The 21,853-nt window shown below is 54.6% G+C and carries 23 protein-coding genes; 9 read left to right on the top strand and 14 right to left on the bottom strand.

Translation table 11 applies throughout. The features are described from left to right. Window positions 1-29: 29 nt before the first annotated feature. Window positions 30-356, top strand: coding sequence for a superoxide response transcriptional regulator SoxS (gene soxS, locus EoCCA6_RS13710; RefSeq protein ID WP_013095071.1), 327 nt, complete (start codon window positions 30-32; stop codon window positions 354-356). Window positions 357-361: 5 nt separating this feature from the next. On the opposite strand, the gene EoCCA6_RS13705 is transcribed toward soxS, so the two are convergent. After that, window positions 362-1,927, bottom strand: coding sequence for an EAL domain-containing protein (locus EoCCA6_RS13705; RefSeq protein WP_152083111.1), 1,566 nt, complete (start codon window positions 1,925-1,927; stop codon window positions 362-364). Window positions 1,928-2,266: 339 nt separating this feature from the next. Beyond that, on the bottom strand, window positions 2,267-3,667 hold the full coding sequence (locus tag EoCCA6_RS13700) for a GGDEF domain-containing protein (RefSeq protein ID WP_152084454.1): 1,401 nt from the start codon (window positions 3,665-3,667) through the stop codon (window positions 2,267-2,269). 434 nt (window positions 3,668-4,101) lie between these two features. On the opposite strand from EoCCA6_RS13700, the gene EoCCA6_RS13695 reads away from it, so the two are divergent. The 8 genes from EoCCA6_RS13695 to fecE all read left to right on the top strand — a co-directional run bounded on the left by EoCCA6_RS13695 (window position 4,102) and on the right by fecE (window position 12,039). Beyond that, entirely contained in the window at window positions 4,102-4,383 is a 282-nt protein-coding gene (locus EoCCA6_RS13695; protein WP_152083110.1) for a YjcB family protein, read from the top strand. Between the two features lie 110 nt (window positions 4,384-4,493). Beyond that, the gene (fecI, locus tag EoCCA6_RS13690; RefSeq protein WP_152083109.1) at window positions 4,494-5,015 is read left to right on the top strand and encodes a ferric citrate uptake sigma factor FecI; all 522 of its coding nucleotides are present in this window, start codon (window positions 4,494-4,496) and stop codon (window positions 5,013-5,015) included. Continuing rightward, a complete protein-coding gene (fecR, locus tag EoCCA6_RS13685) occupies window positions 5,012-5,965 on the top strand; it encodes a ferric citrate uptake sigma factor regulator FecR (RefSeq protein ID WP_152083108.1) in 954 nt (317 codons plus the stop codon). Before fecI ends, fecR begins: the two co-directional genes overlap by 4 nt. 86 nt (window positions 5,966-6,051) lie before the next feature. Continuing rightward, window positions 6,052-8,376, top strand: coding sequence for a TonB-dependent Fe(3+) dicitrate receptor FecA (gene fecA / locus EoCCA6_RS13680; RefSeq protein WP_152083107.1), 2,325 nt, complete (start codon window positions 6,052-6,054; stop codon window positions 8,374-8,376). A gap of 44 nt (window positions 8,377-8,420) precedes the next feature. Continuing rightward, window positions 8,421-9,323, top strand: coding sequence for a Fe(3+) dicitrate ABC transporter substrate-binding protein FecB (gene fecB, locus EoCCA6_RS13675; RefSeq protein WP_152083106.1), 903 nt, complete (start codon window positions 8,421-8,423; stop codon window positions 9,321-9,323). Next, window positions 9,320-10,318: an iron-dicitrate ABC transporter permease FecC gene (gene fecC, locus EoCCA6_RS13670; protein ID WP_152083105.1), complete on the top strand. Its 999-nt coding sequence runs from the start codon at window positions 9,320-9,322 to the stop codon at window positions 10,316-10,318. Before fecB ends, fecC begins: the two co-directional genes overlap by 4 nt. Beyond that, window positions 10,315-11,271: a Fe(3+) dicitrate ABC transporter permease subunit FecD gene (fecD, locus tag EoCCA6_RS13665; RefSeq protein WP_152083104.1), complete on the top strand. Its 957-nt coding sequence runs from the start codon at window positions 10,315-10,317 to the stop codon at window positions 11,269-11,271. Before fecC ends, fecD begins: the two co-directional genes overlap by 4 nt. Further along, window positions 11,272-12,039: a Fe(3+) dicitrate ABC transporter ATP-binding protein FecE gene (gene fecE / locus EoCCA6_RS13660; protein WP_152083103.1), complete on the top strand. Its 768-nt coding sequence runs from the start codon at window positions 11,272-11,274 to the stop codon at window positions 12,037-12,039. 33 nt (window positions 12,040-12,072) lie between these two features. Here the strand turns inward: fecE and EoCCA6_RS13655 are convergent, their stop codons facing one another. The 12 genes from EoCCA6_RS13655 to EoCCA6_RS13600 all read right to left on the bottom strand — a co-directional run bounded on the left by EoCCA6_RS13655 (window position 12,073) and on the right by EoCCA6_RS13600 (window position 21,658). Then, window positions 12,073-12,591, bottom strand: coding sequence for a hypothetical protein (locus EoCCA6_RS13655; protein ID WP_152083102.1), 519 nt, complete (start codon window positions 12,589-12,591; stop codon window positions 12,073-12,075). Further along, complete coding sequence (gene parM / locus EoCCA6_RS13650; protein ID WP_174779599.1) at window positions 12,584-13,633, bottom strand: plasmid segregation protein ParM domain-containing protein; 1,050 nt, start codon at window positions 13,631-13,633, stop codon at window positions 12,584-12,586. Before parM ends, EoCCA6_RS13655 begins: the two co-directional genes overlap by 8 nt. Before the next feature lie 79 nt (window positions 13,634-13,712). Continuing rightward, window positions 13,713-14,477 carry a C40 family peptidase gene (locus EoCCA6_RS13645; protein WP_152083100.1) on the bottom strand — a complete coding sequence of 255 codons (765 nt, stop codon included), beginning with the start codon at window positions 14,475-14,477 and terminating at the stop codon, window positions 13,713-13,715. 11 nt (window positions 14,478-14,488) lie between these two features. Then, window positions 14,489-15,418, bottom strand: a complete 930-nt coding sequence (lafU, locus tag EoCCA6_RS13640) for a putative lateral flagellar export/assembly protein LafU (protein ID WP_152083099.1) — start codon at window positions 15,416-15,418, stop codon at window positions 14,489-14,491. Continuing rightward, window positions 15,418-16,281, bottom strand: a complete 864-nt coding sequence (motA, locus tag EoCCA6_RS13635; RefSeq protein ID WP_152083098.1) for a flagellar motor stator protein MotA — start codon at window positions 16,279-16,281, stop codon at window positions 15,418-15,420. Before motA ends, lafU begins: the two co-directional genes overlap by 1 nt. Before the next feature lie 7 nt (window positions 16,282-16,288). Further along, window positions 16,289-16,990, bottom strand: a complete 702-nt coding sequence (locus EoCCA6_RS13630) for a FliA/WhiG family RNA polymerase sigma factor (RefSeq protein ID WP_152083097.1) — start codon at window positions 16,988-16,990, stop codon at window positions 16,289-16,291. A 13-nt stretch (window positions 16,991-17,003) separates the two neighbouring features. Beyond that, window positions 17,004-17,471: a flagellar basal body-associated FliL family protein gene (locus tag EoCCA6_RS13625; RefSeq protein ID WP_152083096.1), complete on the bottom strand. Its 468-nt coding sequence runs from the start codon at window positions 17,469-17,471 to the stop codon at window positions 17,004-17,006. Window positions 17,472-17,482: 11 nt separating this feature from the next. After that, window positions 17,483-18,538: a flagellar hook-length control protein FliK gene (locus EoCCA6_RS13620; RefSeq protein WP_174779598.1), complete on the bottom strand. Its 1,056-nt coding sequence runs from the start codon at window positions 18,536-18,538 to the stop codon at window positions 17,483-17,485. After that, window positions 18,535-18,843 (bottom strand): flagellar protein FliT, encoded by a 309-nt coding sequence (gene fliT, locus EoCCA6_RS13615; RefSeq protein WP_152083095.1) that lies wholly within the window; start codon window positions 18,841-18,843, stop codon window positions 18,535-18,537. Before fliT ends, EoCCA6_RS13620 begins: the two co-directional genes overlap by 4 nt. Continuing rightward, window positions 18,836-19,231, bottom strand: a complete 396-nt coding sequence (gene fliS, locus EoCCA6_RS13610; protein WP_152083094.1) for a flagellar export chaperone FliS — start codon at window positions 19,229-19,231, stop codon at window positions 18,836-18,838. Before fliS ends, fliT begins: the two co-directional genes overlap by 8 nt. A gap of 16 nt (window positions 19,232-19,247) precedes the next feature. Then, entirely contained in the window at window positions 19,248-20,552 is a 1,305-nt protein-coding gene (gene fliD / locus EoCCA6_RS13605; RefSeq protein ID WP_152083093.1) for a flagellar filament capping protein FliD, read from the bottom strand. Window positions 20,553-20,749: 197 nt separating this feature from the next. Then, complete coding sequence (locus EoCCA6_RS13600) at window positions 20,750-21,658, bottom strand: flagellin N-terminal helical domain-containing protein (RefSeq protein WP_152083092.1); 909 nt, start codon at window positions 21,656-21,658, stop codon at window positions 20,750-20,752. Between the last annotated feature and the right edge of the window lie 195 nt (window positions 21,659-21,853).

The following is a 21,853-nucleotide window of genomic DNA, read 5'->3' as shown; positions in this document are numbered from 1 at the left end:
GAAAGTTGTATCTACAGAGGGGCAACCTTATGTCGCATCAGCAGATTATTCAGACACTTATTGAATGGATTGATGAACATATCGATCAACCATTGAACATTGATGTGGTCGCTAAGAAGTCGGGCTATTCGAAATGGTATTTACAGAGAATGTTCCGCACCGTCATGCATCAGACGCTGGGTGAATACATTCGTCAGCGCAGGCTGCTGCTGGCGGCGCAGGCGTTACGCTCTACGCAGCGGCCCATTTTTGATATCGCGATGGATCTGGGTTATGTGTCGCAACAAACCTTTTCCCGCGTGTTTCGCCGCGAGTTTGACCGCACACCGAGCGATTATCGCCACCAGTTAAATTAATGCGTTTAGTGCAAAGGTTGCTGCTGCCAGGCCATAAAATCCTGCGGCGGCATCGCTTTCGCGAAGTGCCACCCCTGACAATATTGCACACCACGCTTTAACAGCCAGCTCACCTGCTCGGCGGTCTCCACGCCTTCAGCAATGGTTTTTAGCCGCAGGCTCTGTGCCATCTCGATAATATGCTCAGCAATCAGGTGGCTGGTGCTGTTGGTGGTTAAGGTGTCGATAAAGGATTTGTCGATTTTCAGGATATCGACGTTCAGCGAGTAGAGATTATGCAGGTTGGAGTAACCTGTACCAAAATCATCAATCGCCACCTCATAGCCCGCCTGGCGGAACGCCTGGATGACGGGCGTGGTTTTTGGCACATCAATAAATCCGCGTTCCGTCACTTCGATTTTAATCTGCTGCGCCCGCACGGCGTAGTGTCTGGCTTTTTCTGATATCAGGGCAATCAGGCGAGAGGAGTGGAAATCCGACGCTGACAGGTTAATCGAAATATAAAGATGCGGATGGGTTGCCAGGAAATGCCCCAGATCGCTGAACACCTCTTCGACGACATAATCCGTAATGCGTTCGATCATCCCCTCTTTTTCTGCCAGCGGAATAAATTCCGCCGGGCTCATAACCTGCCCGTTAAACCCAGGCCAACGTAATAACGCCTCAGCCCCCACACACCGGTTGTTTTTTATATCAATAATCGGCTGGTAATGTACGCAAAGCTGGTGTTTATTTAATGCCCGATGCAGTAATCGTCCAGGAGAATTCAGTTCACGGTGAGTACGTGACCACATCAGTAAAATAATGATGCTGCAGATCATTCCCAGCGGCAGCGTTAAGGTAGCCTGATGATAGAGCGTTTCATAAAAGCGGGTATTAGACGTCGAGACGATCGCGGCAATAGGACGTTTATCCGATTTAACAATCGTATAGAAACGGTCATCCTTTTGAAATGACGATTCCTTATGTCGAATCATCGAATTTAATAATGATGCGTTGGTTTTCTGACTGACGGAAAAAAATGCATTGGTGACCGTGTCATACACGCCCCACGACAAAGAATGATCTGACGACATCACTTCGCTGTAAGAAAGCGGGTTGACCACCACCACATAATTCCCGCGCTGCATATACGTCATTTTATAGCCGGTAAAAAATGGCGTATCACGATAATAATAGATAGCGACATCGGGTTTACGTTTGTAATTGGCCGCAGGTATTGGATAAGGTTGGTCCGGGGTAAAAACGGTCGAACAAAGAAAATTCTGACCTTCGGCATAAATTAAATCAGCGACAAACAGGCGACCGCGAACAACGTTCAACATATATTGACGATGTTCCGCCGAGCAGCGTTTTCCCTGATATTTTTCGGCGTCGTCTCGTGCTAAATCAACCTGTTGAATCACCAGCTCTGTTTTGTCTAACGCCAGTTCAGCAAATGTACGTAGCTGGGTACTTGTTTCCGACACGGCTCTTAACTGGGCAAACCATAGCGCAAGCATCACCGGTAGCATAACTACCATGATGATCCCTGCTGCCCTGAGTATCTTGCGCCGCGCGCTACGATTCATTTCCCGCCCTATATCCCTGCATTTTGTACGCCTGTAATTATGAAGGCCGGATGCTATGATAAACAGGTGATTACGTTGCATGAATCATGCGAAGTTAGCAACTGACTTTTGGTATTAAAAATCTGAAATTTCGTTATGACGATAATATTTTCCCGTAAGCTAAACTTAAAGTATTCGTTCCGTTTCTATTAAGGGAAATAATTGTCCATTGCGAGCGGGAGGTTTTAAGATAACACAACAGAGGATCGTTGATTAAGGCAAACTTCTGACAGCATGAAAAAACTACAATGCGAACATGACGCATGCTGCTAATTGTTCGCGGCGGGTTTCCATTTTGATTTATAAATAATCAGACGCAACCACCGTTTTGCCTCTTCCTGCACGTTTGGCATCATATAATGCTTTATCGGCACGCGTAAGAACGCCAGAGGTATCACGCTGGCCCTGACACACTTCGACAACCCCGGCGCTAAAAGAGAGCGCCAGTCTTTTATCACCAACCAGCAAGGGTTTCGTGATTAACGCGGCCCGCAATCGGGTCGATAACAGCGTGGCCGCAGTGCCATCCGCGCGCGCAAGCAGAAGTAAAAACTCTTCCCCTCCCACGCGCCCCAGTGCGGAGCCCGTCGGGCTTAACTCCCGGAGCCTGTCGCAAAAGTGTATTAATGCAGCATCCCCGACCAGGTGCCCCCATTCATCATTGATCTGTTTAAAGTAGTCCAGGTCAAACATCAGTACGCAAAAATGGCTGCTGGCATCCTGCCTTGAGCTTGCCGCCAGCGCCAGCTTGAGCCGCTGCAAAATGGCAGAACGGTTGAAACAGCCGGTGAGATCGTCAGTGGTGGCTTTCACCGCCAGTTGCTGCTCCGCTTTTTTTCGCTCGGTGATATCCAGGCCAATGTTGAGAATAGAGTTATCCGGCAACAGGATGTTAGACCAGAGGATGGTCAGCGGCGTCCCGTCTTTGCGCACAGGATGCCATTCATACATATCCTTGAGCGGGGAAATATGCACCGACTCCCGTACCCGACGTCGCTCCTCGGGATCAGGGTAGAACAAAGCCAGCGGATCAGCATGCGCGCTGATCTCTGCCATGCTCCAGCCAAACACTTTTTCGCATTCCGCATTCCACAACACGCAGCGGTTATGTCTGTCGAAAGAGTTCATTAATACCGGGGCCCGCTCAAATAACGTCTTATATTGCGTGACGACCCGCTGCATCTCCTGAGCCGTTTTTTCTCGGGCGATAATTTCGTCAAAATAGTCTTTTAATTTCTCAACTAACACCACGACAATATTTTTCAGGATCGGCAGAGAAGAGAGCTTTTCATCAAAAGCCAGGAAGAAATAGCCGCTGCAGTGCCCGTCCTGGGTTGAAAGTTTACACAACACACCGCTTTGCAATTGCGAGTAACCGGGGTGCTGAGGCGGGAACAGCGCCTGGCCGATGTTCTCTTTCCAGTAGACCACTCGCCACGATCGGTGGTGCCGTTGCAGCAGAGTACCGGCAAGAAAATCAGCCACTGCGAACGAGTGGCATGTCACCTCACCCGCACATTCCACGCGCTGTATACTGTCATTATCCACACTGACCCAGGCGAGGGTTGACCCCAGCGCCCCGTTGATGGTTTCAAGCATTTCCGCCAGTGAACACAGATTGTTGAGCTGAGGCATCAGCTTCGCCAGCGCGTGTAGCGCCTGCATGCTGTCGTTAACAATCTCGCGTTTTTTTTCTTTCATCATTTTTTTCGCAGGTCATTAATCGATATAGCAACCGCAACAAATCAGATTAAAGAAAGAATATATCAGGGCCATCAGAGAGTATGCTGAGTGTAATAAAAACAATACACAAAAGTAAAAAAGCCAAATAATTCAAAAACCTGAATTATTTTCTGCGGGTACATTTATTTGTCCACTCAAGCATAATCCATAGGTTTAATACTGTAAATGTGATACACCTTTTTCATATTACTGCGGTTTTGCTATCTTGATGAATTCATTATGAAGAGGCGGACGCCGTCTGCGACGATATATTTTCCACAGCATTAAATTCCCTCTTTTACCTCACACGGACACTGGCGAATAAAACAGCAAATGTGATATAGTTCACACATATTGTGTAACGAGAAACATTGTTTCATTCCAGTTCGTCTGTTTTGTCGAGGATGGGTTTTATGGCGACCATTACTACCAGCATGGTTCTCCTGCGCTGGCCATTGTTGAGCGCGGTTTTGATGTTTTTAGCCAGCACACTGAACATTCAGTTTCGCAAATCTGACTACGCCGGACTGGCGGTGATCAGCACCCTGCTGGGGCTGGGCGCTGCATGCTGGTTCGCCACGGGCCTGCTCGGCATCACCCTGCTGGACATTGCTGCCATCTGGGACAACGTCAAAGCAGTGATGATTGAAGCCATGAGCCACACGCCACCCGACTGGCCGATGGTCATTACCTGATCACTCGATGTTGAAAGCCTCCTTTGCGAGGCTTTTTTATTTCCAATTGTAATGATAACCATTCTCATATTAATATAGCCGCGTGATGATTAACTTTTGATGCATTCCGCATGTCTGACCGCGCCGCTACTACCGCTTCTTTAACGCTTGAATCGCTTTACGGCGCGCATCACGGCTGGCTGAAAAGCTGGCTCACCCGCAAGCTGCAATCCGCCTTTGATGCCGACGATATCGCACAGGACACCTTCCTGCGGGTAATGGGTAGCGACGCGCTGGCGACCATCCGCGATCCGCGCTCTTTTCTCTGCACTATCGCTAAACGGGTGATGGTCGATCTCTTCCGCCGTAACGCGCTGGAAAAAGCCTGGCTTGAGATGCTTGCACAACTGCCCGACGCCCTTGCACCTTCGCCCGAAGAGCGCGAAAGCCAGCTGGAAACCCTGCAACTTATCGACACCATGCTGGACGGGCTAAACGGCAAAACGCGCGAGGCGTTTCTGCTTTCGCAACTGGAAGGGCTGACTTACAGCGAGATCGCACTGAAACTCGGTGTTTCCGTCAGCTCCGTGAAAAAATACGTGGCGAAAGCCGTCGAGCACTGCCTGCTGTTTCGTCTGGAGCATGGGTTATGAATCCTTCGTTAACCGATTCCCGCCGTCAGGCGCTGCGTTCCGCTTCCCACTGGTATGCCGTGCTAAGCGGCGAGCGCGTCAGCCCACAACAGGAAGCGCGCTGGCAACAGTGGTATGAACAGGATCAGGATAACCAGTGGGCCTGGCAGCAGGTTGAAAACCTGCGCAACCAGCTTGGCGGTGTGCCTGGCGACGTTGCCAGCCGGGCGCTGCACGATACCCGCCTCACCCGCCGTCACGTGATGAAAGGATTACTGCTGTTGCTCGGCGCTGGCGGAGGCTGGCAACTCTGGCAGTCGGAAACCGGCGAAGGTCTGCGGGCAGATTACCGCACCGCCAAAGGCGCAGTCAGCCGTCAGCAACTGGAAGATGGCTCCCTGCTCACGCTGAATACCCAAAGCGCGGCGGATGTGCGTTTTGATGCGCATCAGCGCACCGTCCGGCTCTGGTACGGTGAAATCGCCATTACTACCGTGAAAGATGCGCAGCAACGCCCCTTCCGCGTCCTGACCCGTCAGGGCCAACTCACCGCTTTAGGGACAGAATTTACCGTCCGCCAGCAGGATAATTTCACGCAGCTTGACGTGCAGCAGCACGCCGTGGAAGTGCTTCTCGCCAGTGCCCCCGCGCAAAAACGCATCGTGAACGCTGGTGAAAGCCTGCAGTTCAGCGCCTCTGAGTTTGGCGCAGTGAAACCGCTGGATGACGAGAGTACAAGCTGGACGAAGGGCATCCTGAGCTTCAGCGATAAACCGCTGGGTGAGGTGATAGCCACGCTAAGCCGTTACCGCAACGGCGTGCTGCGCTGCGATCCCGCCGTTGCCGGGCTGCGCCTGAGCGGGACGTTCCCGCTGAAAAATACCGATGCGATCCTGAACGTTATCGCGCAAACGCTTCCCGTTAAAATTCAGTCTATTACGCGGTACTGGATAAACATTTCACCGCTGTAAGAAAAATAATTCTCATTTCGATTGTCCTTTTTACCCTTCTCGTTCGACTCATAGCTGAACACAACAAAAATGATGATGGAGAAGGTATGACGCCGTTACGCGTTTTTCGTAAAACAACACCTTTGGTTAACGCCATTCGCCTGAGCCTGCTGCCGCTGGCCGGTCTCTCGTTTTCCGCTTTTGCTGCACAGGTTGATATCGCACCGGGATCGCTCGACAAAGCGCTCAATCAGTATGCCGCACACAGCGGAATTACCCTCTCGGTTGACGCCAGCCTGACGCGCGGCAAGCAGAGCAACGGCCTGCACGGCGATTACGACGTCGAGAGCGGCCTGCAACAGCTGCTGGACGGCAGCGGACTGCAGGTAAAACCGCTGGGAAATAATAGCTGGACGCTGGAGCCCGCGCCCGCGCCAAAAGAAGATGCCCTGACCGTGGTCGGCGACTGGCTGGGCGATGCGCGTGAAAACGACGTATTTGAACATGCTGGCGCGCGCGACGTGATCCGCCGTGAGGATTTCGCCAAAACCGGTGCAACCACCATGCGTGAGGTGCTTAACCGCATCCCTGGCGTCAGCGCGCCGGAAAACAACGGCACCGGCAGCCACGACCTGGCGATGAACTTTGGCATCCGGGGTCTGAACCCGCGCCTCGCCAGCCGCTCGACCGTCCTGATGGACGGCATCCCCGTCCCCTTTGCCCCTTACGGTCAGCCGCAGCTTTCACTGGCTCCCGTTTCGCTCGGCAACATGGATGCCATTGACGTGGTGCGCGGTGGTGGTGCGGTGCGTTACGGACCGCAGAGCGTGGGCGGCGTGGTGAACTTTGTTACCCGCGCCATTCCGCAGGACTTTGGTATCGAGGCGGGCGTGGAAGGTCAGCTCAGCCCAACCTCTTCACAAAACAACCCGAAAGAGACGCACAACCTGATGGTGGGCGGCACAGCGGACAACGGTTTTGGCACCGCGCTGCTCTACTCCGGCACGCGCGGCAGTGACTGGCGCGAGCACAGCGCCACCCGCATCGACGACCTGATGCTGAAAAGCAAATATGCGCCGAATGAGGTGCATACCTTCAACAGCCTGCTGCAATATTACGATGGTGAAGCCGACATGCCCGGCGGCCTGTCCCGCGCGGATTACGACGCCGATCGCTGGCAATCCACCCGCCCGTATGACCACTTCTGGGGCCGTCGCAAGCTGGCGAGCCTGGGCTACCAGTTCCAGCCGGACAGCCAGCATAAATTCAACATTCAGGGGTTCTACACCCAAACCCTGCGCAGCGGCTACCTGGAGCAAGGCAAACGCATCACCCTCTCGCCACGTAACTACTGGGTGCGCGGTATTGAGCCACGCTACAGTCAGAGCTTTATGATCGGCCCTTCCGCGCACGAAGTGGGCGTGGGCTATCGCTATGTGAATGAATCAACGCATGAAATGCGTTACTACACCGCCACCAGCAGCGGGCAGTTGCCGTCCGGCTCAAGCCCTTACGACCGCGACACGCGTTCCGGCACCGAGGCGCATGCCTGGTATCTGGATGACAAAATCGACATCGGCAACTGGACCATCACGCCGGGTATGCGTTTCGAACATATCGAGTCATACCAGAACAACGCCATCAAAGGCACGCACGAAGAGGTGAGCTATAACGCACCGCTTCCGGCGTTGAACGTACTCTATCACCTGACTGACAGCTGGAATCTTTATGCAAACACTGAAGGCTCATTCGGCACCGTACAGTACAGCCAGATTGGCAAGGCTGTGCAAAGCGGCAATGTGGAACCGGAAAAAGCGCGAACCTGGGAACTCGGTACCCGCTACGACGACGGCGCGCTGACGGCGGAAATGGGGCTGTTCCTGATTAACTTTAACAATCAGTACGACTCCAACCAGACCAACGACACCGTCACTGCACGTGGCAAAACGCGCCACACCGGGCTGGAAACGCAGGCACGTTACGACCTGGGTACGCTAACGCCAACGCTTGATAACGTTTCCGTCTACGCCAGCTATGCGTATGTGAACGCGGAAATCCGCGAGAAAGGCGACACCTACGGCAATCAGGTGCCATTCTCCCCGAAACATAAAGGCACGCTGGGCGTGGACTACAAGCCGGGCAACTGGACGTTCAATCTGAACAGCGATTTCCAGTCCAGCCAGTTTGCAGATAACGCCAATACGGTGAAAGAGAGCGCCGACGGCAGTACCGGCCGCATTCCCGGCTTCATGCTCTGGGGCGCACGCGTGGCGTATGACTTTGGCCCGCAGATGGCAGATCTGAACCTGGCGTTCGGTGTGAAAAACATCTTCGACCAGGACTACTTCATCCGCTCTTATGACGACAACAACAAAGGCATCTACGCAGGCCAGCCGCGCACGCTGTATATGCAGGGGTCGTTGAAGTTCTGATGTGTTAACGCCCGGCTTGCCGGGCTTTTAGCTGGAATGTGACTATGTTGGCATTTATCCGTTTTCTTTTTGCAGGCCTGCTGCTGGTGATCGGCCACGCCTTTGCCGCCACGGTTCAGGACGAACACGGCACGTTTACACTCGATAAAACGCCACAACGGATTGTGGTGCTGGAACTTTCGTTCGCCGATGCGCTGGCCGCCGTGGACGTCAGCCCGGTCGGTATTGCCGACGATAACGATGCAAAACGCATCCTGCCCGAAGTGCGTGCGCACCTGAAACCGTGGCAGTCCGTCGGAACGCGCGCGCAGCCGAGCCTGGAAGCCATTGCCGCCCTGAAACCAGACCTGATCATTGCCGACAGCAGTCGCCATGCGGGGATTTACACCGCCTTGCAGCAAATCGCGCCGGTACTGCTGCTTAAGTCCCGCAACGAAACCTACGCTGAAAATTTGCAATCAGCGGCTATCATCGGCGAAGTGGTAGGTAAAAAACGAGAGATGCAGGCGCGTCTGGAACAACATAAAGAGAAGATGGCGCAGTGGGCAAGCCAGCTTCCCAAAGGGACACGCGTGGCCTTTGGCACATCACGTGAACAGCAATTCAACCTGCATACCCAGGAGACCTGGACCGGCAGCGTGCTGGCCTCTCTGGGGCTGAACGTTCCCGCTGCGATGGCGGGCGCGTCCATGCCGTCCATCGGCCTGGAGCAACTGCTGGCGGTCAATCCTGCCTGGCTGCTGGTTGCCCACTATCGCGAAGAGAGCATTGTTAAACGCTGGCAACAAGATCCGCTCTGGCAGATGTTAACCGCCGCGCAGAAGCAGCAGGTTGCTTCAGTCGACAGTAACGCCTGGGCGCGGATGCGCGGTATTTTTGCCGCCGAGCGTATTGCCGCTGACACGGTAAAAATCTTCCACCATCAGCCGCTTACCGATGTGAAATGACCGCGCTAAAACACCCGGTGCTGCTGTGGGGGCTTCCCGTTGCAGCACTTATTATTATTTTCTGGCTGAGTCTGTTTTGCTACTCGGCCATTCCTGTTTCCGGAGCAGACGCAATCCGCGCCCTGCTGCCTGGACACACGCCAACGCTACCAGAAGCGCTGGTGCAAAACCTTCGTTTGCCGCGAAGCCTGGTCGCCGTTCTGATCGGCGCAAGCCTGGCGCTCGCGGGCACGCTGCTGCAAACCCTGACCCACAACCCAATGGCCTCTCCTTCACTGCTCGGCATTAACAGCGGCGCGGCGCTGGCTATGGCGCTTACCAGCGCGCTGAGTCCGACGCCGGTTGCAGGCTATTCTCTGTCGTTCATCGCGGCATGCGGGGGCGGCGTGAGCTGGCTGCTGGTCATGACCGCAGGAGGCGGGTTTCGTCATACCCAGGACAGAAACAAACTGATCCTCGCGGGTATCGCGCTGTCGGCCTTTTGTATGGCCCTGACCCGCATCACCCTGCTGCTGGCAGAAGATCATGCTTACGGCATCTTTTACTGGCTGGCAGGCGGAGTGTCCCACGCCCGCTGGCAGGATGTCTGGCAACTCTTGCCGGTGGTGGTCACTGCAGTCCCTGTCGTGTTGCTGCTGGCGAATCAACTGAACCTGCTCAACGTCAGCGACAGTACCGCCCATACACTGGGAGTGAACCTGCCGAGACTGCGTTTGATCATCAATATGTTAGTGCTGCTTCTGGTTGGCGCGTGCGTCAGTGTGGCAGGTCCGGTGGCGTTTATCGGCCTGCTGGTGCCACATCTGGCGCGCTTCTGGGCAGGCTTCGATCAGCGCAACGTACTGCCGGTGAGCATGCTGCTGGGGGCCACGCTGATGCTGCTGGCAGATGTACTCGCACGCGCGCTGGCCTTCCCCGGCGATCTGCCCGCAGGCGCAGTGCTGGCGCTGATTGGCAGCCCTTGCTTTGTCTGGCTGGTGAGGAGGCGAGGATGAAAATTGCGCTGGTTATTTTCATCACCCTTGCCCTGGCGGGCTGTGCGCTGTTATCACTCCATATGGGGGTGATCCCTGTGCCGTGGCGCGCGCTGCTGACCGACTGGCAGGACGGACGCGAGCATTATTATGTATTGATGGAGTACCGACTGCCGCGCTTGCTGCTGGCACTGTTTGTCGGTGCAGCCCTCGCCGTGGCGGGCGTGCTGGTACAGGGGATTGTGCGTAACCCGCTGGCATCACCGGATATTCTCGGCGTTAACCATGCCGCCAGCCTGGCCTCTGTGGGAGCACTGCTTCTTATGCCATCACTATCCGTGATGGTGCTGCCGCTGCTGGCCTTTGCGGGCGGCATGGCGGGGTTGATCTTGCTGAAGATGCTGGCAAAGACCCACCAGCCGATGAAGCTGGCGCTCACCGGCGTGGCGCTTTCCGCCTGCTGGGCGAGCCTGACGGATTACCTGATGCTCCTGCACCCGCAGGATGTGAACAGTGCCCTGCTGTGGCTGACGGGTAGCTTATGGGGGCGCGACTGGCACTTTGTGAAGATTGCCGTGCCGTTGCTCATTCTGTTTTTGCCGCTGAGCCTGCGCTTTTGTCGCGATCTCGACCTGCTGGCGCTGGGCGATGCACGGGCAGCCACGCTCGGCGTGTCGGTTCAGCGCACCCGGTTCCAGGGGCTGATGCTGGCTGTCGCGATGACAGCAACCGGCGTGGCCGTCTGTGGCCCGATAAGTTTTATTGGTCTCGTCGTGCCGCACATGGTGCGCAGGATCGTCGGCGGGCGTCACCGCTGGCTGATGCCCGTTTCGGCCCTGACGGGCGCGTTGCTGCTGGTCATTGCCGATCTGCTGGCACGAATCATTCATCCGCCGCTGGAGCTTCCGGCAGGCGTGCTGACCGCCATTATCGGCGCACCGTGGTTTGTCTGGCTGCTTGTGAGAATGCGATAAATGAGATTACGTACTGAAAATCTGACCGTCAGCTATGGCGCACAAACCGTGCTGGATGGGCTTTCTCTCGCCCTGCCTGCGGGAAAAATCACGGCCCTGCTCGGCCCTAACGGTTGCGGGAAATCGACGCTGTTGAACTGTTTTTCGCGCCTGTTAGCGCCTCAATCCGGCACAGTATGGCTCGATGAAAATCCCATAAAGGGTTTATCAGCACGCCAGCTGGCACGTCGTCTGGCGCTGTTACCGCAGCACCATTTAACCCCCGAAGGGATCACCGTCCGGGAGCTGGTCTCCTACGGTCGCAGCCCGTGGCTGTCGCTCTGGGGGCGGCTCTCCGTTGAAGACAATGCGCGGGTCAACGTGGCAATGCACCAGACTCAGACGCAACATCTTGCCGAACGACGCTTAACCGAGCTTTCCGGCGGTCAGCGCCAGCGTGCCTTCCTGGCGATGGTGCTGGCGCAGGATACGCCCGTTGTGCTACTGGACGAGCCGACAACGTATCTTGATATTAATCACCAGGTTGAGCTGATGCGGTTAATGGGCGAGCTGAAAGCACAGGGGAAAACCGTAGTGGCGGTACTCCACGATCTGAATCAGGCCAGCCGTTATTGCGACCATCTGGTGGTGCTGGCCAACGGGCGCGTGATGGCGCAAGGGACGCCGGAAGCGGTGATGCAACCGGCATTACTGAAAACGGTGTTCAGCGTGGAAGCGGAAATTCATCCTGAGCCGGTGTCGGGCAAGCCGATGTGCGTGGTGGTGTAATCCGTTGCGCCTTGTCCGGCCTGCGGAATCGCATCAAAAAATCCCTTTCTGCCGGACCTTCTGCATTTTTTCCGTCGGTGCATCGACCTTGCTCACTTCCACATTATCGCGCTCTGGCGCTGGCGTGCTGGCGGCGCTCCTGGCGGCAATACGCAGCTGTTGCAGAGCGAGCTGGTGCTGCTCCATCAGTGGCCTGAGCGCTGCCACCTCTTCACGAATTTTCTCAAGCTCTGCCAGCTGTGCTGAAGGTTCCTCGCGTTGCGTCTGGGGCTGAAGTTCACTCAGCAACGTGCCGAGCGAGAGATTTTCGCGCCCAAGCGACTCGGCCACATGGTGGCAAAGCGCAGGCTCCATTAAAAACAGTTGCAGCCCCGCCAGATAGATATCACGGTGAAACGCGCGGATTTCCATGTTGGCGTCATCCACGCTGGATGACTGGTTCACTGACTGGTGCCAATGCTGCAGGTGTTGCATCGCGCGCAAATCCGCGCGCGACTGCTCTGGCGTCAGGTGCAGGGACAGATTTACGCGGCGAATCTGCCCTTTACGCATCCTCGCCCACCTCTGCCATTAACGGTTCTTCGACAACCTGTGCGCCCGACTCAGAATGGTAAAGGCAAATCTCACGCGACAGGGCGCTCTGCGGGCTATCAATCGTCACCACGCGATCGCCGAGCGTTGAATACGCCTGACGAATCGCCTCTTCAATCAGATGCGCACCGCCGCCCACCAGATAGACGCGATTCGGGTTCTTGGCGAACTTCTTCGCTTCATAAGCCACCTGGTCGCCCAGCTCCTGGATCTTGATGGCGATCTTTTCGAGGATCTCGTCGATACGCGATTCATCGTTAATCACGCTCTTCACGAAATCCAGATCGTGGCGGCGCTTGATCAACTCGTTCGCCACCAGGTAGCTGGAGTCACTGTCGGCAGCGGCCAGCAGCTTACGCGTCGCATCCGTGACCATCGCCACGCCGATCTCGTTGTTGCCGTAAATGGCCGACACATCGTCAAACTCACCCACCACGATCCCCATATCCAGCGTGGTGCCACCGCAGTCAACCACCAGCGATTTGGTAAATTCGTTTACGTTGGAGTTGAGAAGATGCGACAGCGCGGCTGGCAGGCTCTCCGGCATCACCTGCACATCCACAATGCGGAACAGCTCGCCTTTATTCAGCGTGATTTCACGCATCAGGTTCTTACGCTTCGCTTCAATGCGTTCTTCGTTACGCTGGCAGTCATCCGGGTTGTAGAACTGGGTAATGGGCAGAGTGACGATCACCTCGACATCACAGGGCGTCACGCCGGTTTGCAGCAGCGCGTGGTGAACCGCCAGCAGGTTCAAATCGTCGTACTGGTAGTCGATATGGGTCGTCGACAGCGCCTTATCGGACGTCGCATCGTAGGTGTATTTGGTGGTGCCGATGGTGTAGTTATGCACCGCCTGACCACGCAACAACGCCGCGCTCTTCCAGTCTTTACGGAAGGAGTTTGGCGAGACAACGGTTTTCAACGTACCGTTCTCAATCCAGCTGATTTTTACATTGGTGGAGCCATCATCAATGGCGAATTTTTTACGCATCTGGTTCATGAAAAATATCTCATTCAATCTTAAATAAGGGGCCATCCCTGGCGGCGCATACCTTGAGGGGGTATTCAGCGTCAGGCCGTTACAACACGGCCTCTTCAGTTAATATCCGGCGGGCACCCAGGTAGTGGTCCTGCCAGAAGGCGTCGGAAAGCTGGCTAATACGTATGTTCAGGCCGGTTCGTGGCGCTTCGATAAATTGTCCATCGCCAAGATAAACGCCGACGTGATCGGCTCCCGGACGCTGGTTAATGTTGAAAAAGACCAAATCCCCGCGACGTAAGTTGTCCTGGCGGATATGGCGTAACGTCCGGTCGTGGTACATGCCGTTGGCGGTACGCGGCAACGTGCGGCTCAACACCGGGTTAAACGCGTAAAAGACCAGGCCGCTACAGTCGAATCCTTCTTCTGGCGTTTCTCCGCCCCAGACATACGGTTTACCAATCTGCTGTTGCAGCAGGCGGATAACCTGCTTAAGCGAGGCCTGCAGGCGCGGGCTGATCTTCTCGCCAGGCAGCGGTGCCCAAATCATATCGGTGGATAACGTACCAGGCTGCCAGCGCTTGTGCATCGCCAGCAGCTCGCGGTTTTCCGCGCGTTCAAGGCGGCGCTTTTCACTGTCGCGCCGCTTTTGCTCTGGCGTAACGGGCACCACCGCAAGACGTGAGCGGGATTTTTTCAGCAACGCTTCCCGGTTACGCATCCGGGCCTTCACCGCGTTCTCTTTTTCCGTCGCGGTAACCGTGCCGTTGCGCGGAGCCGCCTGCACAGACGCGCTTACCGCCATCATCAGTGAGGCGGCAAGTACCAGACCTGCGACTTTCTGACTATGTGTAAAGATGAACATCGTAAAACCGTTTATTTCTTCTGCGAGAGTCTGTCGACTATCGGCTTAATGACCTTTTCGCCGTGCTGACCAAAGAACTGATACAGCGATTCGCTGGCCGACTGGGTGAGTACCATGATCTCAATGCGGCGGTTCGATGAGCTCAGCGGATTAGCCGGATCAATCAGCATCTGATCTGCCATCCCGCTCACCTGCAGGACTTTGGTTTGATCCAGGCCAGCATTGGTTAAGACTCTGCGCGCCTGCATCGCACGTTCGCCCGACAGGTTCCAGTTGTTATAGAGATCCTGGTCGCGAAAACGCGTGGCATCCGTATGGCCGGTGATGATGATCTTGTTATCGATCTTATTCAGCGCAGGCGCGAACTCCGTCAACAGACGTTTAAAGAACGGCGTCAGGATCGCGCTGCTGCGCTGGAACATTTCGCGTTTCTGATCGTCAGTGATCAGAATGCGCAACCCTTGCGGCACAATCTCAATTTTCAGGTTTGACTGTGCATCATAGGCTGAGGTGATTTTCATGATGATCCGCGCCAGATCTTCAATTTCACGCTGCGAACGGTGGTTAACGTCTTCCAGGCTCTCGCTGTTTGCCGCCACGGCCGTCAGTTTTGCCGCGTCTTGTTTATCCTGTTGTTTCTTATGTTCGCCACGGTCACGCTTTTCCGTCACCGCGATTTTCCCCCCCACACCATTGGGCTGGGTAATGGGGGATAATGACTGGCCTTCGAAAATAGATTCGCCATTAAGCTGAGAGACAATCTCTTTACGCTCTTCCTCGCTGACCGAGCCCATGATCCACAGCACCATAAACAGCGCCATCATCGCCAGGGTGAAGTCAGCGAAGGCCACCTTCCACGCGCCGCCATGAAAGGCGTCATGGCTTTTGCGCGAGGAGCGTTTAATGATGGTGGTATGTTCTTTTCCGCGACCGCCACGCATCAGGATTCACCCGTCATCTGGTTTACCCAGCCATCAAGCGTGGCAAACGTTGGTTTTGAATCCAGCGGCAACATTTTGCGTCCCGCATCCACCGCCAGCAGCGTCGGCTTTCCGGCAACGTGGTTCACCAGCACAGTACGAACACACTCGATCACCGCCATCTGTTTTTTGGTGCGCTGTTCCATGGCGTTCGCTACCGGGTCCATCAGGCAGTAACAGAAGAAAACGCCGAGGAAAGTGCCGACCAGCGCAGCAGCAACTTTTACCCCAATCACGGCAATGGAACCGTCGATCGACTGCATGGTGATAATGATCCCCAGAACCGCCGCACAGATCCCGAAGCCTGGCATCGCTTCTGCTGTACGCTGCAGCGAGCGGGACGGCTGAAGGAGGTTCTCTTCCATCGCCACCAGCTCCTGCTCCAGGATACCTTCCAGCTCGTGCTCGTTGATTTTGCCCATCGCCATCAGACGGAAGTTATCCGCAATAAAGGTGATGATCGCCTTGTTCTGCAAAATCAGCGGGTATCTCTGAAACAGCGGGCTGCTTTCCGGCACCTCGATATGCTCGTCCAGCACCTTCAGCCCCCCGTCCTGCACCAGTTCGAGCAGTTCGTACAGCAGCATCAGCAGTTGACGCTGGTACTCGTCGGTGTATTCATTTTTACGCATAATGCCGCGAAACTGGCGGTACATCTCTGCCAGAACGGGTTTTGGGTTAGCAAGCACCATCGCCCCCATCCCCGCCCCCAGAATGATAATGATCTCACCGGGTTGCCAGAACGAGGCCAGACGCCCGCCAGACATAAGAAAACCGCCGACAACACAGGCGAAGATGATGAAAATACCGAGAAACTTTTGCATATACCTTTCACTTCTGGAAAAAACACTGGATCTTTTGAGCGATCTTTTTATTGAGCTGGCAGACGCGCGCCTCGGTCAGGTCGAGGACTAACGCAATCTCTTTCAGACTCATTTCCTGCTGGTAATAGAGCGAGAGTATTAATTGCTCACGCTCATCAAGGCTTGCCAGCGCAGCCCTTAACGTACCGCTGGTGACCATTTCATCCTCCAGCGAACGGCTATTCAGCGTACCGTTCAGGGCATCTCCGCCCAGTAAATCATCGAGACTCTCCAGCGTCTTTGCGCAGTCCAGCAGCAGATATTCGTGATACTCCTCAGCAGTGATGGAAAGATGCGTGTTCAGATCTTCAAAGCTCGGCGTTCTGCCAAGCACGCGCGTGATCTCCCGAATCGCATCGTTGATCTTATGGCTTTTCTGGCGCAGCCTGCGGGGACGCCAGTCCAGCTCACGCAGTTCATCCAGCACCGCACCGCGGATACGCTGCGCCGCATATGCACCAAACTGCTCATCGGGATGACCATAACGACGCAGGGACGTCAGCAGACCCATTAACGCGATCTGCTCCATATCTTCTCTGTCCATCACGCTGCTGGTCTGCCAGGCGAGTTGTTTCACCACTCTGTGTACCAGCGGCAAATACGCATTGACGTATTTCGCCTCATCCGCCGGTGTCAGCGAGTCATCCGCAATAAAATCCATCATTTCCATCAACTGCCGTGACTTACTGGAAAACCATTTTGCTGATGATTACGTCCTTGAACGGCATCCGCGTATTCAAACTCTGGAAGCGCTCGGTGTAGGCGCTCATTAACTTGTCGCGCAGCACTTCAACGCTCATTCCGCGAACGGCGTCATAATCCAGTGACGAAAGCATATTGACCGTTGCCCCGCGAATAGCAGGCGATAGCTCTTCGGCACGACGGGTATCTGCTGGTGAGTCGGTCGTCAGGGCCAGCTCCAGCAGTAAGTAACGTTCAGAATCGCTGTGGCTTTTTAAGGTCACGACGACGTTTTTGATTTCAACAAACTCCACTACACTCTCCTCCGATGAGGAGAACAGGTCGCTAATGGCGGAGCGCTTATGCTCGTCCTGGCTCAGCAAATGCGTACCCAGAACGGTGAGAACAGCGGCGAAGGTTGCGGCGATAAGGGCAATAACCAGCCCTAAAGAAAATGTCTTAATTGTCATAATGGATTTGCTTAAACCGTAAGTAGAACTGAATCGTCTTTACCTGCAGAGGACAACGTCTCTTCTGCTTCTATCACTGCTCCCGTATCCGGCCCCTCTTTTACAGCATGCTGAGGCGCTCTTTGCCCTTGCTGTTGGCCGGACTGGGAAGAGACCTGTACGTTTACCTGAACAAAGTTTTGTTCCGTCAGACTCTGGCGCAGCTCATTGCTGATTTGCTGAAGCGCGCGATAGGTTTCCCCATTGCTGGCAGTGATATGCACCTGCATGCGCCCATTTTCGATCTGCAGTGAAATATCCACTTTGCCCATCTCCGGTGGGTCAAGGCGGATCGTTGCATGCTGCACCTGGTTCCTGACCTGGAGCTGCAAACGATCGTTTAAAGCACTGTGCAGTTGCTGTGCCCACTTCGCTTCATCCGCATCCAGCCTGACCGGAGGAAGGTTGACCGTCTGTTTATCCATCATGGTGGAAAAGGTCTGGACGGTGGCCGGTTGCCCTGCGGTGGGCAGGAGGGTCACCATCGGTTTAACCGGTTCCAGCGCGGGCGGTGTTACGGCTTCCAGGGCGGCCGCTGACGTAGCATGCAGGGTCAGCGGTTGCGGCATCACCTTCAGCGGCGATATTGCCGGTTGCTGGCCTGCAGAGACGTTTTGCATCTGCAGCGCATCGCCGGTCAGAGGCGCGCTGCTCTGCGTAACACTGAGCGTTTTCGCGGGCATCTGGCTTGCCATTAACAACGCATCCAGCAGCATATTGGGCGAACCGATCACATCCTGCGCCATCGTCATACCGTCGGGACGCTGCGTTTTCTCATCGTCCTCCTCTTCAGGTTTTACGCCCGCCAGCACCATAGCGCTGTCGCGCGGCTGCTCACCCCCCATCAGGGTATTAATGATGTTAAGCAGCGCATCGTTAAACCCAGGTGCGGCCTGGCTGTCTGTCTCTGAAGCTGGCGTCTGGGTGAGCGTCGCCCCTGACGCGGTGATCCCCGGCAATATGCTTGCCGTCTCGGTCGCGTCAGCGGCAACAGGAAGCTGGGTCATGTGCGAAAGCATCAGGTTCATCGCCCAAAATCCTCAACACTGGCAAACTGCGCATACGCCGTCGCCCCCTCCTTATTACGGCGGGCGCGCGCCATCTTCTGCTCCAGCTCGTCGCTTTGCTCCTGGCAGAAACGGCTGACCATGGCATGTGTTTGTCTGAGTTCTTCGAGCGCTTCTCGCTTTTCGGCGCTTAGCGTTTGCCCTTTCAGCGAGGTCAGCAACGCGGCTATCTGTGCATCAACGTCCTGCATTTTTGGCCAGTCGTGCTGACTGGCCGAATGCCTGAGGGAACGCGCCAGATAACGCATAACCTGCATATCATCCATTTTGCTGCCCCATTTTTTCCCAGCCGTCCTGAAGATTACGGAGGACGACCTCCACCTCTTCGACATACGTGACCGAGAGTTTGTGGCTGGCATCGTAAAGCCGATAAACGCAGTAGTCGTAAAGGTTGGCCAGGCTCAATGCCAGCTCGCCGCCCTTTTCAAAATCCAGTGAACTGGTGAGCGCATTCAGGATGTCGATGCATTTATTAATGCTTTGCACCTTGCGGTCATAACGGCGCGCGGCGATATGGCTTTTCGCGCGAACCAGTTCGTCCATCAGGCCGTTAAACAGCATTAAAACCAGCTGATGCGGGTTTGCTGCGGCGGCCTGAATAGCCAGATCGGATTGTTGATAATGGCCGTAGCCCTGCTGTTCGTTCCCGTACATAAAAGCGTTGATTTCCTTAAGCTAAACCAAACATACCCATGGTGTTGTTCATCTGCGTCATTGCTTGCTGCAGTTGGGTAAACTGCTTCAGATAGCGGTTATAAGAGCTTTCATAACGCGTGTTCATCGCTTCGGTTTTGGTATCAATGTCGCTCTGCTGGCGATCCAAAACTTCCTGTCGGCCTTTGAGTAAGCCATTGGTCGAGTTCAGATAGCGATCGAGCGATTTATCCATCGCTGTCAGCATCCCCTCTTTGCCATTGAACAGATCGTTCAGCTTCTGCGGATCGGCTTTGATCGCCTCATCCAGTTTTTTGCTGTCGATTTGCAGCTTGCCTTCCCTGTCTGCAGTAATGCCGAAATCGGACATCCGCTTGTCGCCAAACATCTGACGCATCACATCATTCAGTTCGCGATCAAGAGAGGACATCGTGGCATCACCGGCAAACGCGCCGCGTGTGTCGCCATCTCCGCTACCGCTTTTCGTGAGCTTGCTGAGCGTGTCCTGAAGCGTGTTGTAAGCATCCACAAAGGTCTGAAGCTGCTCTTTTGTCCCGGCGCTATCCGTCCCCACTGAAATGGTCAGCGGCTTGTCCTTTTCCGTCACCGCCGTCAGTTCGATGGTCACCCCGTCGATCAGCTTATCCAGCGTGTTAGAACTGTTGGTGAAGGTCATATCACCCATCTTGATGACCGAATCGGCTGCCTTAGAGATCTCCTTCGGATTTGAAAAATCCAGACCGGACGGACTGCTGACCGAAATCGTGTTTTTTGAGCCGCTCTTGTCACTGCTTAACATCAGAGTGACTTCGCCATCGGAACGGATCAGCGAGGCCGTAACCCCAGGGTTATCTTTATCACCGTTAATCGCTTTCGTGAGGTCGCTGAGGCTATCCATATCCGTCAGATCAACGGTAATGGTTTTGGCATCCGCGCCTTCACCGAGCGTGATATCCATCGTGCCGGAGGCATCTTTAATGGACTGGTCGGTCATTTTGTCGAAGCCGATCTGATGGGCAGAAGCCAGCGCAGTGACCTCAATGTTGTAGGTGCCCTTCAGTGCATTCGAGTTTGCGGTAACGTTCGCGATACCTTCACGGCTCATGCTGACGGCATTTTTCAGCATGCCGGCGTCAGTGCTGTTCAGCCCGCTCATCGCCGTGCGGAAATCGGTCAGTGCCGTTTTCAGCGCGTCGAGCGCTTTTTTCTGCGAATCCATCGTCGCGGTTTTTGTCTTAAGCTGGTTTTGCAAAGACATGATGTCGTATGTCGCCAGCTGCTGAGCCAGAGACTGGGGATCAATGCCGCTAAAATCTGCCATATTGTTGTTCTCCGTTCGCACCTGTTGCTAAACCATGACCGTTTAATGCAACCTTCGTGCCAGTTTTTATATCGTTTAAATTCAGTGAGTTAAAAAACAGAAGGAAAGCGACTTTCCCCTGAAGGGAAATAACAGGAAGGGGATTGCCGCAAACAAAAACACCGCCTTACAGCGGTGTTTTAGGACGGTATTAAGGATTAACCCAGCAGGGACATCACCATACCGGACATGCTGTTGGACTGTTTCAGCATGGACATACTGGTTTGCGCCAGCATCTGGTTGCGGGTCATGCTGGACGCTTCAGACGCAAAGTCTGCGTCGCGGATGTTACCCAGCGCCAGGTCGGTGTTGTCTTTCATGTTTGCCAGGTTGGCTGCGGTGTGGCCCAGACGGTTGATGGTCGCACCGAAGCTGGAACGCACAGAACCGACGGAATCCAGCGCGGTATTCAGGTTATCGATCAGCGCTTTCGCATTATCAACGCTGGTCTGGCTGTCATCATCAGCCAGAGTAATCAGACCGGAAGCACCATTCCAGTAAGAGCCCGCTTCGAGTTCAGTGAAGCCGCCGCTGGCGTTGTTAACCGCACCAGCCGCACCGTTCAGTTTGTCGCCCATTTTCACAACCAGGCTTTCACCGGAAGTCGTACCAATCTGGAAGTTCAGATCGTTAGCGAACTTGCCAGAAGCACCGAACAGCTTCTCACCTGCATAAGAGGTGTTACCCATGATGTTGCGCAGTTCGTCGTTCAGGGAGTTCAGTTCAGAATCGATCGCTTCACGGTCTTTTTTGGAGTTCGTGTCGTTCGATGCCTGCGTTGCAAGGTCTTTCATGCGGTACATGATGTTGCTGACTTCGTCGAAAGCACCTTCAGCCGTCTGCATCAGCGCAGTTGCGTCAGAGATGTTGCGCTGTGCAACAGCCATACCGTTGGTCTGGCCCTGAAGACGCGTCGCGATTTGCAGACCTGCAGCATCATCCGCCGCGGAGTTAATACGTTTACCCGTGCCCAGACGCTCCATCGCGGTGGACAGCATGCTGTTAGATTTATTCAGCGCATTAACGGAAGCCATGGAAGAGGCGTTAGTAAAAATAGAAAGTGCCATTTTAGAATTCTCCTTTTGAACCTGTCTGTCAGGTTCTTCTCTCTGGTACTCAATTAAAACGGCACAGCCAAATGAAGAATTAAATGGGAAATGAAAAAAAATTCTCTTTTTCTTAAACAAAGAGAGCGAACAAATCTGGCAATAAAGGAATAGCAGAGAATACCCTGACTCACTAAATAGAATATAAAGCGACAC

Source organism: Enterobacter oligotrophicus, assembly GCF_009176645.1.
GTDB lineage: Bacteria > Pseudomonadota > Gammaproteobacteria > Enterobacterales > Enterobacteriaceae > Enterobacter > Enterobacter oligotrophicus.
This window is presented reverse-complemented; position numbering and strand designations above follow the sequence as displayed.

What these genes read in the sequence shown, in the direction of transcription:
- EoCCA6_RS13625 (WP_152083096.1), bottom strand. Translation starts at nt 17,471, where the DNA reads ATGACAATTAAGACATTTTCTTTAGGGCTGGTTATTGCCCTTATCGCC.
- fecR (WP_152083108.1), top strand. Translation starts at nt 5,012, where the DNA reads ATGAATCCTTCGTTAACCGATTCCCGCCGTCAGGCGCTGCGTTCCGCT.
- EoCCA6_RS13600 (WP_152083092.1), bottom strand. Translation starts at nt 21,658, where the DNA reads ATGGCACTTTCTATTTTTACTAACGCCTCTTCCATGGCTTCCGTTAAT.
- EoCCA6_RS13620 (WP_174779598.1), bottom strand. Translation starts at nt 18,538, where the DNA reads ATGAACCTGATGCTTTCGCACATGACCCAGCTTCCTGTTGCCGCTGAC.
- fecB (WP_152083106.1), top strand. Translation starts at nt 8,421, where the DNA reads ATGTTGGCATTTATCCGTTTTCTTTTTGCAGGCCTGCTGCTGGTGATC.
- fliD (WP_152083093.1), bottom strand. Translation starts at nt 20,552, where the DNA reads ATGGCAGATTTTAGCGGCATTGATCCCCAGTCTCTGGCTCAGCAGCTG.
- EoCCA6_RS13645 (WP_152083100.1), bottom strand. Translation starts at nt 14,477, where the DNA reads ATGTTCATCTTTACACATAGTCAGAAAGTCGCAGGTCTGGTACTTGCC.
- EoCCA6_RS13655 (WP_152083102.1), bottom strand. Translation starts at nt 12,591, where the DNA reads ATGCGTAAAGGGCAGATTCGCCGCGTAAATCTGTCCCTGCACCTGACG.
- motA (WP_152083098.1), bottom strand. Translation starts at nt 16,281, where the DNA reads ATGCAAAAGTTTCTCGGTATTTTCATCATCTTCGCCTGTGTTGTCGGC.
- fliT (WP_152083095.1), bottom strand. Translation starts at nt 18,843, where the DNA reads ATGGATGATATGCAGGTTATGCGTTATCTGGCGCGTTCCCTCAGGCAT.
- parM (WP_174779599.1), bottom strand. Translation starts at nt 13,633, where the DNA reads ATGAACCAGATGCGTAAAAAATTCGCCATTGATGATGGCTCCACCAAT.
- EoCCA6_RS13630 (WP_152083097.1), bottom strand. Translation starts at nt 16,990, where the DNA reads ATGGAAATGATGGATTTTATTGCGGATGACTCGCTGACACCGGCGGAT.
- fecE (WP_152083103.1), top strand. Translation starts at nt 11,272, where the DNA reads ATGAGATTACGTACTGAAAATCTGACCGTCAGCTATGGCGCACAAACC.
- lafU (WP_152083099.1), bottom strand. Translation starts at nt 15,418, where the DNA reads ATGCGTGGCGGTCGCGGAAAAGAACATACCACCATCATTAAACGCTCC.
- EoCCA6_RS13695 (WP_152083110.1), top strand. Translation starts at nt 4,102, where the DNA reads ATGGCGACCATTACTACCAGCATGGTTCTCCTGCGCTGGCCATTGTTG.
- fecA (WP_152083107.1), top strand. Translation starts at nt 6,052, where the DNA reads ATGACGCCGTTACGCGTTTTTCGTAAAACAACACCTTTGGTTAACGCC.
- fliS (WP_152083094.1), bottom strand. Translation starts at nt 19,231, where the DNA reads ATGTACGGGAACGAACAGCAGGGCTACGGCCATTATCAACAATCCGAT.
- fecC (WP_152083105.1), top strand. Translation starts at nt 9,320, where the DNA reads ATGACCGCGCTAAAACACCCGGTGCTGCTGTGGGGGCTTCCCGTTGCA.
- EoCCA6_RS13700 (WP_152084454.1), bottom strand. Translation starts at nt 3,667, where the DNA reads ATGAAAGAAAAAAAACGCGAGATTGTTAACGACAGCATGCAGGCGCTA.
- soxS (WP_013095071.1), top strand. Translation starts at nt 30, where the DNA reads ATGTCGCATCAGCAGATTATTCAGACACTTATTGAATGGATTGATGAA.
- EoCCA6_RS13705 (WP_152083111.1), bottom strand. Translation starts at nt 1,927, where the DNA reads ATGAATCGTAGCGCGCGGCGCAAGATACTCAGGGCAGCAGGGATCATC.
- fecI (WP_152083109.1), top strand. Translation starts at nt 4,494, where the DNA reads ATGTCTGACCGCGCCGCTACTACCGCTTCTTTAACGCTTGAATCGCTT.
- fecD (WP_152083104.1), top strand. Translation starts at nt 10,315, where the DNA reads ATGAAAATTGCGCTGGTTATTTTCATCACCCTTGCCCTGGCGGGCTGT.